Raw genomic sequence first — 16,580 nt, 5'->3', positions numbered from 1 at the left:
GACTTTTGCGTATCAGGCTTTCTGCTTGACATAGCGGCCGGGCGCGGGCTCGATGGCCTTGAACTTGGTGCCTTTGCCATAGGCCTTGGGCGCGGCAATCTGTTTGCCCGCATGGCTCTTGAGCCAGCCTGACCAGTCGGTCCACCAGCTGCCGGGGTGCTCGTTAGCGCCTTCCAGCCATTGGTCCAGCGTGCCTGGGAACTTGCCGTCGGCGCGGGTCCAGTGGCTGCGCTTGCCCTTGGAGGGTGGGTTGATCACGCCCGCGATGTGGCCTGAGGCGCCCATCACAAAACGCTTCTTGCCCGGCAGCACCTGGGTGGACGCATAAGCGGCCGTGGCGGGCACGATGTGGTCTTCGCGCGAGCCATAGATATAGACAGGCAGGTCGAGGCTGCCCAGGTCCAGCTTTTCGCCGCACACGGTGAGCTTGCCCGGCTTGACCAGGTTGTTTTCGAGGTAGAAATTGCGCAGGTACCAGGCGTAGAACGGGCCGGGAAGATTGGTGCTGTCGCTGTTCCAGTACAGCAGGTCAAACGGCGGCGGCGTTTCGCCCTTGAGGTAGTTGCCCACCACGTAGTTCCAGACCAGATCGTTGGGTCGCAAGAAGCTGAAGGTGGACGCCAGGTCCTGCCCCTTCATCAGCCCGCCATGGCCCATCTGCATCTCGCGGAACTTGACGAACGCTTCATCGATGAACACGTCCAGAATGCCGGTGTCGGTGAAGTCGATCAGCGTGGTGAGGAAGGTGGCACTGGCCACGGGCTCGTCGCCGCGCGCTGCCAGCACGGCCAGCGCATTGGACAGGATGGTGCCGCCCACGCAAAAACCCAGCGCGTTGATCTGCTCGGCACCGGTGATGTTCTGCACTACGTCGATGGCGGCCATGGCGCCGTCTTCCACGTAGTCGTCCCAGGTCTTGTGGGCCAGGCTGTCATCAGGGTTGCGCCAGCTCACCACGAAGGTGCGGTGGCCTTGTTCCACCGCGTAGCGGATCAGCGAGTTCTCGGGCTGCAGGTCGAGGATATAGAACTTGTTGATGCAGGGCGGCACCAGCAGGAACGGGCGCTCGTACACCTTGGCCGTGAGGGGCTTGTATTCGAGCAGCTGGAACAGCTCGTTTTCGAACACCACAGCGCCTTCGGTGGTGGCCACATTGCGGCCTACCTCGAACAGGCTTTCGTCGGTCATCGACACGTGGCCCTGGGTGATGTCGTGCAGCAGGTTCTGCATGCCCTTGGCAATGCTCTCGCCCTTGGTCTCAATGGCTTTTTTCTGCGCTTCGGCATTGAAGGCGAGGAAGTTGCTGGGCGCCATGGCTGCCATCCACTGCTCCACGCCAAATCGGATGCGGGCCTTGGTCTTTTCGTCGGCCTCGACCGCCTCGGCCAGCCCCATCAGAGTCCGTGCATTGAGCAGGTAGGCGGCGGCGGAAAACGCTGCCACAGGGTTGCTGGCCCAGCCCTCACCGGCAAAACGCTTGTCCTTGACCTCGGGGGTGCCCTGCAGGCCCTGCGCCCAGAGGTCCTGCGCTTCTTTGAGGTATTGCTGCTGCAATGCCTGCAGCTTGGTTTGCGACAGCTTCAGGGGTGCGGCGGTGGGTACCTGCGCCCCCAGGTCCAGTTTCTGGAACGATTGCAGCGCCTGCGACCAGCTTTGCCCGAAAATCTGCTGGAACTGCTGGGCGCTCTCGGCCCAGGGTGATTCAGAAGTCATGCTCATTCCTCGATGGTTGGTCGCTCACAGCGGCTGGGGCCTGATTTTTGTTTCGCGGGTTCATTGTTGCCCACCGCCATGGTGCATGGCAACGAATTCAACGCTTTCAGTGCACACAAACCAATGTACCTCATCGTCATCGCCTGGACCTACGTCACTCTCATGATGGCGGTGGCCGAGGCCACCAGTCCGCAGGGCACCGTGCTGGGCGCCATCATCACGTTTGCGCTGTATGGCCTGCTGCCCATGGGCATCCTGGTGTACATCCTGGGCACGCCTTCGCGCAAGCGCAAGATCAAGGAACGGGAGGCGGCCGAACAGGCTGCGTATGACGCGGAGCAGGCTGCGGCCCGCGTGGCCGATGCGGGAGCCGAGCCGGCAGCGTCAGCCGCGCCAGATGCAGGCGGCAAAGCGCCCGCTGCCGCCGAGGGCGGCGCTGTCGCGGCGGTGCGAAAAGAACCTTGAGGCCTGCGTGACAGTGCACCACGGCGGGGTGCTGTCGTTGCCGTAAATGTGCGTGATGCCCATGGCACGCAGCCGCAGCCGGGCCAGCCCTGCCAGATCGCACAGGTACTTGCCCGGTGCGTCGGGACGGGCCACAAAACATGGAGCAGCCGCAGCGCCCAATGCGCCCGGCGCGTCGCAGAACGCTGCACGCACCTCCGCCCCGACCTCGAAAGCCGTGGGGCCAATGCAGGGGCCCAACCAGGCCAGCGTGTGGGCAGCAAGCTCTGCAGGGGCCGGAGAGTCTGGCGTTAACGCTCCGTTTTTGATAGCTACCAAGGCATGATGCACTAGCGCTTCATGGCAAAAATGCTTGAAAACCGCTTCCAACACGCCCTGCCCTGCGTGCCCGGCCAGTCCGCGCCAGCCGGCGTGGGCCGCAGCCACCACCTGGCCTGAGCGGTGGGCCAGCAGCACGGGCAGGCAGTCGGCCACCATGATGGTGCAGACGGCGCCGGGTGCGCTGGCCACGCAGGCGTCGGCCTCTGTGCCGTCGGGAGTGCTCGCATCCAGCAATACAACGCCATCGCCGTGCACCTGGTTCAGGAACACCGCGCGGGCGTCCGGGGTGGTGGATTGCAAGGCGGACTGCAAGGTCTGCCGGTTGGCAGCCACTGCCAGCGGATCGTCGCCCACATGGGTGCCCAGGTTGAACTGGTCGTACGGTGTGCGGCTCACGCCGCCCGTGCGCGTGGTGCACAGCGCATGCACACCGGGCGGTGCGGGCCAGTCGGGCACCAGCCAGTCTGCGCGCTGGCTTGGGACCGACGATGACACAGGCGTCACGCTTCGTTGTCCGGGCAGGCCGAGGGCTGCGCCTGCTGGAATGCAGGCAGTGCCATGCAGGCGTCAAACACCCCCATGGTGAGTGGCAGGCCGTCCAGACTGACCTTGAAGCGCTGGGCGTTGAAGATCTGGGGCACCAGGCAGCAGTCGGCCAGCGTGGGCGTATCGCCCCAGCACAGCACCGAGGGTGCCATACCCTGTGCTGCGCGTTCTTGGGCCAGCAGCTCCAGTTGCCGCTCAAACGCCTCCAGACCGCCGCGCACCCAGTGGTGGTACCAGGCGTTCTTGGCATCCTCATCCACCTTCAGGTCGCGCACCAGGTACTTGAGCACGCGCAGGTTGTTGAGCGGATGGATCTCGCACGCCACCATCTGCGCCAGCGCCCGCACCCGGGCCCGGGCCAGCGGCGTGGCGGGAAGCAAAGCGGGCGTCGGGTGGGTTTCGTCCAGGTATTCGATGATGGCCATGGACTGGGACAGCGCCGTCCCCCCGTCGGTCACCAGCGTGGGCACCAGTGCGTCGCCAATGCGGCGCAGGTACTCGGGGTCCTTGTGTTCGCCCTTGACGAGGTGCACGGGCAGGTAGTCATAGTCCAGGCCCTTGATCTGCAGCGCGATGCGCACGCGGAACGAGGCAGAGGAGCGGAAGTAGTTGTACAGCTGCATGGAAGAACGGTGCCTGTGATGGGGTCTGTGGGATACGGAACCGGCGCACCGTGGTGCCAGCACGCCGCAGATGGCAAGCCTCTGGGGCCTGAGAGCGCGGGACGTGCCGGTCAGGCGCCCGAAGTGCCTGCCGGGTCCTGGTGGTTGTATACGACTTTGGAGAGCAGCACCATCAGGTCGGCGCTTTCCTGGGCGGTGAGCGGTGCGGTCAGGCGTTCCTGCACCCGCTGGGCGGCGTCGCGCATCTGCAGGGCGGCCACTTCGCCTTCGGGGGTGATCCACAGCAGCTTGCGGCGGCGGTCGCGGGTGTCGGGCTCGCGACGGATCCAGCCGCGCTTTTCCAGGCGCCCGATCACCGAGCCGGAAGTGGCTGCATCGAATGCCACGCGGGCAGCCAGGGTGACCTGGTCTTCGCCCGGCTGGGCCAGCAGCTCGTGCAGGATGGCGAACTGCACCGGCGTCACGTCAAATCCGGCCGTCTCTTCCATGAAAAGTGCCACGGTCCGCTGGTGGGCGCGGCGCACCAGGTGGCCCGGCGTGTTGTGGAAATCGAAGCTCTTTGCCATGGGCGCGAGTGTAGCGCCCCCCAGCAGAGGGCCTGCGCCCATGGCACACTGCCACACTGCGGCGCGCACGGTACTGCGCCCGGTTTTCTGACAGCATTCCCAGAACCATTGAAAGGCAGACATGAGCTACGTGTTTCCTCCAGCCCCCGTGGTCAGCGTGCCCGTGGTGGGCAGCGGCGAACGGTTTCCGGTACACCGCATTTACTGCGTGGGCCGCAACTACGAAGAACACGCCAAGGAGATGGGCTTTACCGGCCGCGAGCCACCCTTCTTCTTCCTCAAGCCTGCGGATGCCATCGTGGTCGTCAACGCGGGCGAAACCGGGCAGCTGCCCTACCCCAGCCTCACCGCCAACCTGCACCACGAGATCGAGCTGGTGGTGGCCATTGGCAAGGGCGGCAAGAACATCCAGGCTGCTGACGCTTTCAGCCACATTTATGGCTACGCCGTGGGCCTCGACATGACCCGCCGCGACCTGCAGAACGACATGAAGAAACAGGGCCGCCCCTGGTGCATCGGCAAGGGCTTTGACGCCAGCGCTCCCATCGGCCCCATCACCCCGGCAGCGCAGGCAGGTGATGTGGCCAACGCGCCCATCTGGCTGCAGGTGAACGGCGCAGACCGCCAGCGCAGCACCGTGACCCAGTTGATCTGGAACATTGCCGAGACCATCGAGCACCTGTCGGCCGCGTGGGAGCTGCAGCCCGGCGACCTGATCTACACCGGCACCCCCGAAGGTGTGGGCGCTGTGGTGCGTGGCGATACGCTCGAAGGCGGTGTGGGTGGCCTCACGCCTTTGCGCCTGACCGTGGTCTGAGCGCCACCGGGCGGCCAGGCGAACGCAATGCTACGATTTTCATAGCTGGTAGCGCATGTTGCACTAGCGCTACCAGCCCATTTGACCCTCAAACCCCTGCATGACCTACCGCAGCCCCATCAAACATTGCCGCGCCTGTGGCACCGCCGTGGTGTACCGCCTGCCGGACGACGGCGACACCAAACAGCGTGCGGTCTGCCCCGCCTGCAACACGGTGCACTACGAGAACCCGCTCAATGTGGTGGGCACGGTGCCCGCGCTGCCCGATGGCCGCATCCTGCTGTGCAAGCGCAACATCGAACCCCGCTGGGGCAAATGGACGCTGCCCGCAGGCTTCATGGAGCTGGACGAAACCACGGCACAGGGTGCGGCGCGCGAGACCGATGAGGAAGCCGGCGCGCAGATCGAGATCGGCCCCCTGTTCAGCCTGCTGAACGTGCGCCGCGTGGGCCAGGTGCACCTGTTCTACCGCGCCACGCTGCTCAGCGACCAGTTCAACCCGGGCTACGAAACCATCGAGGCGCGGCTGTTTGCCGAAGACGAGGTGCCCTGGGACGAGCTGGCCTTCCGCACCGTGAAAGAAACGCTGGAGTGCTACTTTGCCGACCGCAAGGCGGGCACCATGGGCATGCACTTCATCGACATTGAGTAGGCCCTGCCATGACAGTTGCCACCTCCACAGCATCACCCGCAAACACCACGCAGGCCAGCGCGCCGCCGGATGGCCTGCCCGCCTACCGCCTGCTCACCGGTCCCGACGACGCCAGCTTCTGCCGCCGCGTGAGCGACGCGCTGGCGCTGGGCTATCGGCTGTACGGCTCTCCGGCGGCCACCTTCAACGGGCAGACAGTGATCGTCGCCCAGGCCATCGTGTGGCCGGGCGTGGTGGACTGACACGATCCTCGTCGCCGAGCATCATCCGGCGGTGCGCAACCCCCGCGCCGCGCCCACTCATTCGCCCCCCACCCGCTCCTCTGCGGGCACCGGTGGCGACACCGAACCCGGTGGGTCGGTAGTGACCGGCGGCAAACCGCTCGCACCCGCAGGCCGGGGCGGCATGCCAGGCACCGGGGCCTGCTGCGGGTCGGTGCGGAACAGGCCACGAATCCAGTCACGCATGGTGCTGAGCGAGCTGTCGGGCGGCGGCGGCGGGCTGGTGTCGAACTCGTCCACGAACCGGTCGTTGCCGTCGATCACCTTGTTGCGGATGGCCTGCTGCATGAACTCGCCCACCATGGGCAACGCACTGCGCGCGCCCTGCCCCCAGTAGTCGCTGCGCAGCGTGATGCGCCCGTCGTTGAAGCCGGCCCATGCGCCTGCCACCACGCGGGTGTGCATCAGGATGAACCAGCCATCGGTGTTGTCTTGTGTGGTGCCGGTCTTGCCCGCCACGTCGGCCTGGATGCCATACCGCGTGCGGATGGCCGTGGCCGTGCCCCGGTCCACGGCACCGCGCATGGTGTTGCGCAGGGTCTGTGCAGCCCGGGGCTGGAAGACCTCTTCCGGCACGGGCTTGGCAAAGGTCTCAAGCACCTTGCCGTGGCGGTCTTCGATGCTGGTGATGAGCACGGGCTCCACATAGCGGCCCAGGTTCACGATGCTGCTGTAGGCCGAGATCATCTCCTTGAGCGTGACCGGGCTGGTGCCCAGCGCGAGGGACGGAACCTCCTCCAGCTTGGACTGCCGCACGCCCAGGGCGCGTGCCACTTCGGCCACGCGGGCCGGGCCCACCTGCTGCATCACCTGCGCGGTGATGGTGTTCTTGGACAGCGCGAGGCCATCGGCCAGCGTCATGGGCTGGTCGCTGGGCGGGCCACCGTCGGTGGGGCGCCAGACGCGGCCACCGCCCAGCGGGATTTCGACGGCTGTATCCATCAGCGTGTCTTCGGGCGTGGCGCCGTTGGCAAACGCGGCGCCGTACACAAACGGCTTGAAGGTAGAGCCCGGCTGGCGGCGCGCGGCCTGCACATGGTCAAACGGATCTTGCGCAAAGTCGCGGCTGCCCACCCAGGCCAGCACATGGCCGGTGACCGGGTCTTGCGCCAGAAAGCCCGCCTGCACACGCGTCTTTTCGGCGCGCAGCTTGGCCATGAAGGAGGCGTCATCCATCAGCGCCTTCAGGGCGTCGTCAGGGGTGTCGCCCTTGTCCACGGCGGCGCGGTATTCGGCGCTCTCGCGCACCAGGGTCTGCACCAGCTCGTTCTTGGGGCCCCAGCCGTTGCGCTGCGACCAGGCGGTGTCTGCCACGCCTTGCAATTGCCGGCCCTGCCGTGCCACCGCCTGGTTGGCATAGGCCTGCAGGCGCGAATCGATGGTGGTGCGAATCACCAGACCGTCCGAATACAGGCTGTAGCCCTTGCTGTCGGCCCAGTCGATGAGCTGCTTGCGCAGCTGGATCGCAAAGTGCGGCGCCGGGCCCATCACCTCCGTCTGGCGTTCGAAGTTGATGCGCAGCGGGCGTTTTTGCAGGGTCTCGAACTGCTTGGCATCGAGCTTGCCCCGCTTGACCATCTGCGACAGCACCGTGTTGCGGCGGGCCTGCGCGCGCTCGGGGTTGAGCACCGGATTGTAGTAGGCCGTGCCCTTGAGCATGCCAATCAGGGTGGCGCTTTCCAGCACATTGAGCTTGTCGGCCGACTTGTCGAAATAGGTGCGCGCGGCCATCTCGATGCCGTAGGCGTTGTACAGAAACGGCACGGTGTTGAGGTAGGTCTCCAGGATCTCGTCCTTGGAATACGACGCCTCGATCTTGAGCGCGGTGATCGCCTCCTTGAGCTTGCGCGTGAGCGTGCGCGAGCGCCCGATTTCCTCCGGGAACAGGTTGCGCGCCAGCTGCTGGGTGATGGTGGAGCCGCCCTGCGGGTCCCCACGCAGCGTCAGCACTACCGACGACGCCGTGCGCCGCCAGTCCAGCCCGAAGTGCTTGTAGAAACGGTGGTCCTCGGTCGCTATCAGCGCGTCCACCACGTTGGGCGAAATCTGGTTCAGCTCCACCCATTCGCGGTTGGCCCAGCGGTATTCGGCCAGCAGCTTGCCGTCGGCCGACATGAGCTGCGCCGGCAGCTCGCTCTTGGCCTTGCGGATGTCGCTGATGCCGGGAGTAAAAGGCACCAGCGCCAGCGTGAACACCAGCAGCGCAGCGGGCACCGCCACCACCGTCCACAGCAGCAGGCGCCGCACGGGCTGGGGAACCCAGGCCAACAGGCCCGCCATGCGGGCCCGGAAAGAAAGCAGCCAGTTGTGCATCAATGAATCGCCGGGAGATTGGGGGTCGCTTCAGGACCGCCCCACCAGGGGCCGGTCAGGAAGGAGAAAGGGGAATGAGAACGCGAACAAAGAGTCGGGCATGGTGCACCGTGCTCCGTCAGACACCCTGGCCTGACAACAGTTCCAGCATGCCGGCTTCGTCGAGCACGGGCACGCCCAGTTCCTGGGCCTTGGCCAGCTTGCTGCCTGCTTCTTCGCCCGCCACCACGTAGCTGGTCTTTTTGCTGACGGAGCCCGCCACCTTGGCGCCAGCGGCCTCCAGCAGGTCTTTGGCGGCGTCTCGGCTCAGCGTGGGCAAGGTTCCGGTCAGCACCACTGTCTTGCCCGCCAGGATCTGCGGAGCGCGCTCGGCCACCGGCCCCTCGGGCCAGGTCACGCCGCAAGCGCGCAGTTGCTCGACCACCTCGCGGTTGTGCGGCTGCTGGAAGAAAGTGTGCAGGCTCTGCGCCACCACGGGGCCCACGTCATTCACCTCCAGCAACTGCTCCACGCTGGCGTCCATGATGGCGTCCAGCGTGCCAAAGTGCCGCGCCAGGTCCTTGGCCGTGGCCTCGCCCACATGGCGCAGTCCCAGGCCGAACAAAAAGCGTGGCAAGGTGGTCTGCTTGGATTTTTCGAGCGCGGCCAGCACGTTCTGGGCCGATTTTTCGGCCATGCGCTCCAGCGCGATGAGCGATGTGAGGCCCAGCCGGTACAGGTCGGGCAGCGTGCGGATCACGTTGGCATCCACCAGCTGGTCCACCAGCTTGTCGCCCAGGCCTTCGATGTCCATGGCACGGCGCGCGGCAAAGTGCAGGATGGCCTCCTTGCGCTGCGCGGCGCAGAACAGGCCGCCTGTGCAGCGGTGGTTGGCCTCGCCCTTTTCGCGCACCACGGCGCTGCCACACACGGGGCAGGCCTTGGGCATACGGAAGTTGGGGACGTAAATCTCGCGAGGAGGGTTTCCGTGAGGCCGCTTGACGGGCACACCATCAACAGAAATGACTTCCGTCGCATCCGTGAGTGGGGGCATCACTCCCACGACTTCGGGAATCACATCGCCGGCTCGGCGCACGATCACCTGATCGCCCACCCGCACGCCTTTTTTGCGAATTTCGAATAGGTTGTGCAGCGTGGCATTAGTGACGGTAACTCCGCCGACAAAAACTGGTGTCAGGCGCGCCACGGGCGTGATCTTGCCGGTGCGCCCCACCTGCACGTCGATGCCTTCGACCTTGGTGGCCATCTCCTGCGCGGGGTACTTGTGCGCCACGGCCCAGCGCGGTTCGCGGGTCTTGAAGCCCAGGTCCCGCTGCAGCTGCAGCGAGTTGACCTTGTAGACGACGCCGTCAATGTCGTACGGCAGCGCATCGCGGCTGGCACCCACCTGCTGGTGAAATGCTACCAATTCAGTAGCACCCACCGCAATTTGTACCTGCGCTGCCACCGGAAAACCCCAGGATTTCAGCGTCTGCAGCATCTCGAAATGCGTGCGGAACACGGGCCCACCCTCGGCAGGCGGCGTGATGGCGCCCAGGCCATAGGCAAAAAAACTCAAGGGCCGCTGGGCGGTGATGTTGGAGTCCAGCTGGCGCACCGCACCCGCAGCCGCATTGCGTGGGTTCACAAAGGTCTTGCCGCCCTGCTCCCGCTGGCGCTCGTTCAGCGCGTCGAAGTCGGCGCGGCGCATGTAGACCTCGCCGCGCACTTCGAGCAAAGAAGGCACGCCGTCGGGCAAGGTCAGCGGAATCTGCCGAATGGTGCGGATGTTGTGCGTCACGTCCTCGCCCACCTCGCCATCACCGCGCGTGGCGGCCTGCACCAGGCGGCCGTTTTCATAGCGCAGGCTCATGGCCAGGCCGTCAAACTTGGGCTCGGCCACATATTCGATGGCAGGGTCAGCATCCGTCAGACCCAGCTCGCGCCGCACGCGGGCATCAAACGCCTGGGCGCCCGTGGCCTCAGTGTCGGTTTCGGTGTGAATGCTGAGCATGGGCACCGCGTGGCGCACGGGGGCCAGGCCCTCCATCACTGCACCAATCACGCGCTGCGTGGGGGAGTCGGGGGTGACCAGATCGGGGTGCGCGGCTTCTAGCGCCTGCAACTCGCGGAACACACGGTCGTATTCGGCGTCGGGCACGGTGGGCTCGTCCAGCACGTAGTACTGGTGGGCCCACTTGTTCAGCTGGTCGCGCAGCGCTTTGATTTTGATAGCTGGCTGCGCTTGATCCAACGGCGCTGGGGCCGAAAAAAGATCCAAACTCTCGGTCATGGCCGCACCAGCGCTCAGCTGAACAGGCGCCGCGCCAGCACCGACCCCGCAGACAGATCCCGCCCATCAAGCTGGTCATACAGCAGCTCCAGGTCGGCGGCAATCGGGTCCATGGCCATCGCGGGTAGCGGGGTGCCGTTCTGGTCGCAGAGCACACCGTCCATGGCCTGGCACAGGGCGGCGGCCACGTCGCGCAGGCGGGCGAAGGGTTGCTCGGTGCGGTGGACCTGGGCGACATCCAGGCTCAGCGTGATGTCGCGGATGGCGGACTGGTCGGGGTCGTCGGCCAGCGCGGCCTGGGTGTCGTACCCCAGGGTGAGCAAGGGCGGCAGGCCCTGAGTGCTGGCGGGCAGCACCAGACGGCCGGGCATGGCGCCGGGCACGAAGCCCAGGCGGGCCGCGTTCTGCTGCACGTAGCCAGGGCTCCAGGCGGCCTGGCGGGCGCGCAGCATAAACATGAGCTGGGCATCGTGGTCGCTGGCGAACTGGTCCAGCTCACGCGCGCGGGCCACTTCCTGCAGCATGTCGGGGAAGTCGGGAGCAGCGTTGATGGCGTCGGCAAAGGCCTGGGCCTTGACCACGAACTCGGAAAACTCGATCTCGTTGAGCGCGCCCATGCGGTTGGCGAGTTGCACGCCCGCCTGGAAGGACTGGTAGCGCTGACCGGGGGCGGGGGTTTCCCACTGCTGGGTGGCTTCGTTCAGGCCTTCGATGGCAAAGGGCTTGCTGCCTGCGCGGCGGGTGGGCGGCAGTGCGGCCAGGGCCGCGTCGCCGGACACCACGTGCTCGGGCTGTAGCGAGGCGATCACATCGATGAGCGGGTCCAGCCCCGGGCGGCGCTCAGGCGAAAACGGCGGCACGGGCAGTTGCAGGGCGTCGCCCGCGTCCACGGTGTGTTCCGACGGCTCCGGTCCTCGGTCCAGGCCGTGGAACTCGCCGGGGGGCATCGCACCGGCCGCGCCTGCATCAAAGCCGGGCTCTTGGCGCAATGCGGGTTCTGCCGCATGTTCACTGTCTTGGGGCAAGGCGCGCTTGGGCGCGTTGCGGCGCGAGGTCCAGGTGTTGTAGGCCACGATCAGGGCCAGCACCAGGCCACCGATGATGGCGAGACTCAGTTGCAATGTGCTCATGTTTGAATCAATGGGTTCAAGCGTCCACCATCGTCAGGGCCGACTCCATGTCGACGGCCACGATGCGCGACACGCCCTGCTCCTGCATGGTCACGCCGATCAGTTGCTCGGCCATTTCCATCGCGATCTTGTTGTGGCTGATGAACAGGAACTGTGTGCCCTTGCTCATGCTGGACACCAGCTTGGCATAACGCTCGGTGTTGGCGTCGTCCAGCGGCGCGTCCACCTCGTCCAGCAGGCAGAACGGCGCGGGGTTGAGCTGAAAGATGGCAAACACCAACGCGATGGCCGTGAGGGCCTTTTCGCCCCCCGACAGCAGGTGGATAGTCTGGTTCTTCTTGCCGGGTGGCTGGGCCATCACCTGCACGCCGGAGTCGAGAATTTCGTCACCGGTGATGATGAGCTTGGCCTGGCCGCCCCCGAACAGCTCGGGGAACATGCGGCCGAAGTGCGCGTTCACGGTGTCGAACGTGCCCGAGAGCAGCTGGCGCGTTTCGCCGTCGATCTTGCGGATCGCGTCTTCCAGCGTGTTCATGGCCTCGGTCAGGTCGGCGGTCTGCGCATCGAGGAACACCTTGCGCTCGCTGGCGAGCTTCAATTCATCCAGCGCGGCCAGGTTGACGGCGCCCAATGCCGCAATCTCGCGGTGCAGGCGGTCGATTTCACTCTGCAGGCCGCCCATGCGCACATTGCCCTCGTCGATGGAGCGCGCCACGGCTTCCAGATCGGCCTGAGCGTCTTGCAGCAAGGTGGTGTACTGCTCCAGGCCCAGGCGCGCGGCCTGTTCCTTGAGCTGGAACTCGGTGATGCGCTGGCGCAGCGGGTCGAGCGCGCGCTCCAGCTGCATGCGGCGCTCGTCGCTGGCGCGCAGCTTGGTGGTCAGGTCGTCGTATTCGCTGCGCTGGGCGGCCAGTGCCTTTTCGCGCTCCATCTTCACTTCCAGCGCGGCCTGCAGACCGCCTTGGGCGGCGGCGTCAGAGAGACGGGCGAGCTCATCGCGCGCACGCTGCTCTTCGTCGGCCAGGGCCTTGGCCTGTTGTGTGGCGGTTTCGATGGAGCGGTTGAGTTCGCCCCGGCGCGCCTCCAGGCTGCGCTGCGAGAACGTGGCCTCCTGCGCCTGGCGCTCCAGCGTGCGCTGCTGTTCGCGGCAGGCGGTGAGCTTGCGTTCGGCCTCAATGACCTTGTCGCCCAGCTGGGCCTCGCGCTCCTGGCTGTCGGCCAGCTGCATATCGAGCTCTTCAAAGCGGGCCTCGGCGGCCACGCGGCGTTCCTGCAGGTCGGCCAGCTGGGCTTCGACCTCGGCCAGGTCGCCATCGATCTGTGCGCTGCGGGCGCGGGTCTGCTCGGCCAGCTGGGTCAGGCGCAGGGTTTCGACCTGCAGCTCGTGGGCACGGCTTTGTGTTTCGGTGGCTTCGCGGCGTGCGGCCACGAGGCGCTGCGAGGCATCGGCATAGGCCGCTTCCGCACGGACCAACGCGGTGCGTGATTCTTCGGCGATCAGTGCCTGCGCGCGCAATTCCTTTTCGAGGTGCTCGATCTCCTGCGCGCGGGCCAGCATGCCGGACTGCTCCGAGTCCTGCGCATAAAAGCTCACGCTGTGGGCGCTGACGGCATGGCCCGTTGGCACAAACACCACTTCACCGGGCTGCAGCGTGCTGCGGCGGCTCAGGGCTTCGTCCAGCGTGGGCGCGGTGTAGCAGCCCTGCAGCCAGTCCACCAACACGGCACGCAGGCCCGCGTCGTTCAGGCGCAGCAGGTCCGACAGGCGGGCATGGGGCGACGATGTTTCGGGGTGGCCCGCAGCGGGGGCGCTGTAGAAGGCCAGGCGCGCGGGCGGCGCGTCGTTGCCGCCCGAGCCCAGGAAGCCGCGCACCATGTCCAGGCGCCCTACTTCCAAGGCGGCCAGGCGCTCGCGCAGGGCCGCTTCGAGCGCGTTTTCCCAGCCGGGTTCGATGTGGATGCGGCTCCACAGGCCCTGCAAGCCATCGAGGCCGTGCTTGGCGAGCCAGGGGCGCAGCTTGCCGTCGGTCTTGACCTTTTCCTGAAGCGCCTTGAGGGCCTCCATACGCGCCGACAGCTCAGCCTGGCGTGCGCTTTCGCTGTTGACGGCCTGCTGGCGGGCGCGGCGGTCGTCGTCCAGCTGGGGCACGGACTCCTGCAGCTCGTGCAGGCGGGCTGCGGTGGTTTCTGCGATCTCTTGCGCTTCTTCGAGCTGCTCGCGCAAGTTGGTCAGGCGGGCTTCGTCGGGCGCGGCCAGCGCATTGCGGTCGGTGCGCAGGCGCTCGAAGCGGGCATCGAGCTGGCGGCTTTGCTCGTCAAAGCTGCGCTGCTCGGCAGCGAGTACGCCAATCTGCTGCTGCACCTGCACCACGGCAGTCCGTTGCTCGGCCGTGCGGCTTTGCGCCTGGCGCAGGGCCTCTTCCAGGTCGGGCATCTGCATGGCCTGCTCTTCGACCTGGGCGGCCAGCAGCTCGGCGCGTTCTTCAGCGTCCACACCCGCACCGGCCAGGTTCTCCAGCTCGATGTCGGCCTCTTCCTTGCGGGTCTGCCACTGCGCGATCTGCTCTGCCAGTTGCACCAGGCGCTGCTCCACGCGCTGGCGGCCCTCGACCACGTAGCGGATCTCGGCTTCGAGCTTGCCGACCTCGGCTGTGGCTTCGTAGAGCTTGCCTTGGGCCTGGTTGACTTGGTCGCCCGCGGCGTAGTGGGCCTGGCGGATGGTTTCGAGGTCCGACTCGACCGCGCGCAGGTCGGCCATGCGCGATTCGAGGTCATTCACGGCCTGCAGGCCATCGAGGCGCACCTTGTTCTGCTGCTCCTCGGCCTCGGCCCGCTTCAGGAACCACAGCTGGTGCTGCTTGAGCGTCGCATCGGCGTGCAACGTGTTGTATTTGGCGGCCACCTCGGCCTGCTTTTCGAGCTTTTCGAGGTTGGCGTTCAGCTCGCGCAGGATGTCTTCGACCCGCGTGAGGTTCTCGCGCGTGTCCGACAATCGGTTTTCGGTCTCGCGGCGGCGCTCCTTGTATTTGGAGACTCCGGCGGCTTCTTCGAGGAACAGGCGCAGTTCCTCAGGGCGGCTTTCGATGATGCGGCTGATGGTGCCCTGGCCGATGATGGCGTAGGCGCGGGGCCCCAGGCCGGTGCCCAGGAACACGTCCTGCACGTCACGGCGGCGCACGGGCTGGTTGTTCAAAAAATAGCTGCTGGTGCCGTCGCGCGTGAGCACGCGGCGCACGGCCACCTCGCCGTACTGGCCCCACTGGCCGCCGGCGCGGTGATCGGAGTTGTCGAACACCAGTTCCACACTCGCGCGGCTGGCCTGCTTGCGGGTGGTGGTGCCGCTGAAGATCACGTCCTGCATGCTCTCGCCGCGCAGCTCGCTGGCCTTGCTCTCGCCCAGCACCCAGCGCACCGCGTCCATGATGTTGGACTTGCCGCAACCGTTCGGGCCCACCACGCCCACCAGTTGCCCGGGCAGCATGAAGTTGGTGGGTTCAGCGAACGACTTGAAGCCAGAGAGCTTGATCGAGGTAAGACGCACGGATCAGAAGGCGGATAAATGCAGGAGGGACGCGGGGGTCAACCAGGGCGCCGGTGCGCAGTCCCGGCGTAAAACACACCGGCAGGGCCGGGTGTGGGCAAGGCCGGAATGATACCGCGCCGCCTGCCCGCCCCCCGGCCTCCAGGGCCGAGGGTGGCGCCTGGGGGCACTGCACAGGCGAAAAATCGGCAAAAACGGCCTGATGCGCTAGTGTGATATGGCTTATTTGCTATCAAATTTGATAGCCAAAAGCGGGAAACATCAATGCAGCACACACACCTGGTTACGCCCACCCGACTTGGCCTGGAACAGGGCTTCGTCTGCGCGGGCCACCGCCTGGGGCAGGTGCTGCAGTGCAGAGATTTCGCACGCGCCAATCGACACGGTGAGCTGCTCGGGATCGGTGATGCTCTCCACCGCGCGGCGCAGTTTCTCGGCCACCTTCAGCGCGTCGGGCAGCGCGGTCTGCGGCAGGCAGACCAGAAACTCCTCGCCGCCCCAGCGAATGATCTCGTCGCCACGCCGCAAGGTGTCGGTCAGCACCCGGGCCACCGCCTGCAGGGCCTTGTCGCCCGCGTCGTGGCCAAAACGGTCATTGATGCTCTTGAACCGGTCCAGGTCCATCAACAGGATGGACGAGACGGGCTCAAACAGCGAGGCGCGGTACACGCGCCGGTCGATCAGGTCCACCGCATGGCGGTTGAGCAGCCCGGTGAGCGCATCGTGGTAGGCGGCGCGCTGCAACTCCTGGCGTTCGGCGGCCACGGTCATGAGGGAGCCGAACAGCTCGGCCAGCCCTGCAAACAGGCTGACACCGACTTCATCAAAGTAGCCATCACGGTCGGCATACAGCACAAAGATGCCGCTGTAGCCGTTGAAGGTGGAGGCGATGGGCAAGGCCAGCACGTGGTGGATGTCGTGGTGGCGGGCTGCGTCGCGCCAGGGCCCAAACGGCGAAAACTGCGACACCGTGAAAGGGCCTGCAGACTTGCCGTCCAGCGTGGTGAAGGCAGGGCCAATGCGGGTGAGCAGGTTGCGTTCGATGTTCAGCGATTCGGCATAGGCCGCCGCCGGGCCTGCAAACACCTGCGGGCGGATGGTGTGCGTGTCGGTCGGACCGAACCAGGTCCAGGCCAGGCGGATGTGGCTGGAGACATCCACAATGGCCTGGCACACCCCGCGAATGATCTCCAGCTCGCTGCGCCCCAGGATCAGCTTGGCCGAGCGCTTGAGCAGCATCTCGGCAATCACCGAGCGTTCGCGCTGCGCGTCAAAGCCCTGCGTCAATGGCGAGGGTGCGGGCGGCGAAGGCTTTTTGAAGAACATGAAGGCGGCAGCGG

The 16,580-nt window shown here is 66.2% G+C and carries 13 protein-coding genes; 4 read left to right on the top strand and 9 right to left on the bottom strand.

Features of this window, described 5'->3' with window-relative positions; genetic code table 11:
• Window positions 1-12: 12 nt before the first annotated feature.
• Window positions 13-1,713, bottom strand: coding sequence for a class I poly(R)-hydroxyalkanoic acid synthase (phaC, locus tag C8C95_RS20655; protein ID WP_116749811.1), 1,701 nt, complete (start codon window positions 1,711-1,713; stop codon window positions 13-15).
• 123 nt (window positions 1,714-1,836) lie between these two features.
• Here phaC and C8C95_RS20650 point away from each other — a divergent pair, with 123 nt between their 5' ends.
• The gene (locus C8C95_RS20650; protein ID WP_056745193.1) at window positions 1,837-2,178 is read left to right on the top strand and encodes a hypothetical protein; all 342 of its coding nucleotides are present in this window, start codon (window positions 1,837-1,839) and stop codon (window positions 2,176-2,178) included.
• On the opposite strand, the gene C8C95_RS20645 is transcribed toward C8C95_RS20650, so the two are convergent.
• The 3 genes from C8C95_RS20645 to C8C95_RS20635 all read right to left on the bottom strand — a co-directional run bounded on the left by C8C95_RS20645 (window position 2,098) and on the right by C8C95_RS20635 (window position 4,234).
• Entirely contained in the window at window positions 2,098-3,003 is a 906-nt protein-coding gene (locus C8C95_RS20645) for a polyphenol oxidase family protein (protein WP_116749810.1), read from the bottom strand. The genes C8C95_RS20650 and C8C95_RS20645 overlap by 81 nt on opposite strands.
• A complete protein-coding gene (gene maiA / locus C8C95_RS20640; protein WP_056062603.1) occupies window positions 3,000-3,668 on the bottom strand; it encodes a maleylacetoacetate isomerase in 669 nt (222 codons plus the stop codon). The genes C8C95_RS20645 and maiA overlap by 4 nt, the downstream gene beginning before the upstream one ends.
• Before the next feature lie 110 nt (window positions 3,669-3,778).
• Window positions 3,779-4,234, bottom strand: a complete 456-nt coding sequence (locus C8C95_RS20635) for a MarR family transcriptional regulator (RefSeq protein WP_043566498.1) — start codon at window positions 4,232-4,234, stop codon at window positions 3,779-3,781.
• A gap of 121 nt (window positions 4,235-4,355) precedes the next feature.
• Here C8C95_RS20635 and C8C95_RS20630 point away from each other — a divergent pair, with 121 nt between their 5' ends.
• The 3 genes from C8C95_RS20630 (at window position 4,356) to C8C95_RS20620 (ending at window position 5,945) form a co-directional block, all read left to right on the top strand.
• A complete protein-coding gene (locus C8C95_RS20630) occupies window positions 4,356-5,051 on the top strand; it encodes a fumarylacetoacetate hydrolase family protein (protein WP_116749809.1) in 696 nt (231 codons plus the stop codon).
• Between the two features lie 100 nt (window positions 5,052-5,151).
• Window positions 5,152-5,703, top strand: a complete 552-nt coding sequence (locus C8C95_RS20625) for an NUDIX hydrolase (protein ID WP_015014179.1) — start codon at window positions 5,152-5,154, stop codon at window positions 5,701-5,703.
• 8 nt (window positions 5,704-5,711) lie between these two features.
• A complete protein-coding gene (locus tag C8C95_RS20620; RefSeq protein WP_015014180.1) occupies window positions 5,712-5,945 on the top strand; it encodes a DUF1737 domain-containing protein in 234 nt (77 codons plus the stop codon).
• 57 nt (window positions 5,946-6,002) lie between these two features.
• Here the strand turns inward: C8C95_RS20620 and C8C95_RS20615 are convergent, their stop codons facing one another.
• From C8C95_RS20615 to C8C95_RS20595, 5 genes are all read right to left on the bottom strand, one after another.
• The gene (locus C8C95_RS20615; protein ID WP_243415793.1) at window positions 6,003-8,264 is read right to left on the bottom strand and encodes a transglycosylase domain-containing protein; all 2,262 of its coding nucleotides are present in this window, start codon (window positions 8,262-8,264) and stop codon (window positions 6,003-6,005) included.
• A gap of 151 nt (window positions 8,265-8,415) precedes the next feature.
• A complete protein-coding gene (ligA, locus tag C8C95_RS20610; RefSeq protein ID WP_116749807.1) occupies window positions 8,416-10,569 on the bottom strand; it encodes an NAD-dependent DNA ligase LigA in 2,154 nt (717 codons plus the stop codon).
• A 14-nt stretch (window positions 10,570-10,583) separates the two neighbouring features.
• Window positions 10,584-11,699 (bottom strand): cell division protein FtsZ, encoded by a 1,116-nt coding sequence (locus tag C8C95_RS20605; RefSeq protein WP_116749806.1) that lies wholly within the window; start codon window positions 11,697-11,699, stop codon window positions 10,584-10,586.
• 16 nt (window positions 11,700-11,715) lie between these two features.
• Window positions 11,716-15,240, bottom strand: coding sequence for a chromosome segregation protein SMC (gene smc, locus C8C95_RS20600; protein ID WP_116749805.1), 3,525 nt, complete (start codon window positions 15,238-15,240; stop codon window positions 11,716-11,718).
• Window positions 15,241-15,501: 261 nt separating this feature from the next.
• Complete coding sequence (locus tag C8C95_RS20595; RefSeq protein ID WP_108499451.1) at window positions 15,502-16,566, bottom strand: sensor domain-containing diguanylate cyclase; 1,065 nt, start codon at window positions 16,564-16,566, stop codon at window positions 15,502-15,504.
• Window positions 16,567-16,580 lie beyond the last annotated feature (14 nt).

The organism is Acidovorax sp. 99, from assembly GCF_003096455.1.
GTDB lineage: Bacteria > Pseudomonadota > Gammaproteobacteria > Burkholderiales > Burkholderiaceae_C > Acidovorax > Acidovorax delafieldii.
The sequence above is the reverse complement of the archived record's forward strand: the minus strand, read 5'-3'. Positions and strand labels throughout refer to the sequence as shown.

What these genes read in the sequence shown, in the direction of transcription:
- phaC (WP_116749811.1), bottom strand. Translation starts at nt 1,713, where the DNA reads ATGACTTCTGAATCACCCTGGGCCGAGAGCGCCCAGCAGTTCCAGCAG.
- C8C95_RS20650 (WP_056745193.1), top strand. Translation starts at nt 1,837, where the DNA reads ATGTACCTCATCGTCATCGCCTGGACCTACGTCACTCTCATGATGGCG.
- maiA (WP_056062603.1), bottom strand. Translation starts at nt 3,668, where the DNA reads ATGCAGCTGTACAACTACTTCCGCTCCTCTGCCTCGTTCCGCGTGCGC.
- C8C95_RS20635 (WP_043566498.1), bottom strand. Translation starts at nt 4,234, where the DNA reads ATGGCAAAGAGCTTCGATTTCCACAACACGCCGGGCCACCTGGTGCGC.
- C8C95_RS20630 (WP_116749809.1), top strand. Translation starts at nt 4,356, where the DNA reads ATGAGCTACGTGTTTCCTCCAGCCCCCGTGGTCAGCGTGCCCGTGGTG.
- C8C95_RS20625 (WP_015014179.1), top strand. Translation starts at nt 5,152, where the DNA reads ATGACCTACCGCAGCCCCATCAAACATTGCCGCGCCTGTGGCACCGCC.
- C8C95_RS20620 (WP_015014180.1), top strand. Translation starts at nt 5,712, where the DNA reads ATGACAGTTGCCACCTCCACAGCATCACCCGCAAACACCACGCAGGCC.
- C8C95_RS20615 (WP_243415793.1), bottom strand. Translation starts at nt 8,264, where the DNA reads ATGGCGGGCCTGTTGGCCTGGGTTCCCCAGCCCGTGCGGCGCCTGCTG.
- ligA (WP_116749807.1), bottom strand. Translation starts at nt 10,569, where the DNA reads ATGACCGAGAGTTTGGATCTTTTTTCGGCCCCAGCGCCGTTGGATCAA.
- C8C95_RS20605 (WP_116749806.1), bottom strand. Translation starts at nt 11,699, where the DNA reads ATGAGCACATTGCAACTGAGTCTCGCCATCATCGGTGGCCTGGTGCTG.
- C8C95_RS20595 (WP_108499451.1), bottom strand. Translation starts at nt 16,566, where the DNA reads ATGTTCTTCAAAAAGCCTTCGCCGCCCGCACCCTCGCCATTGACGCAG.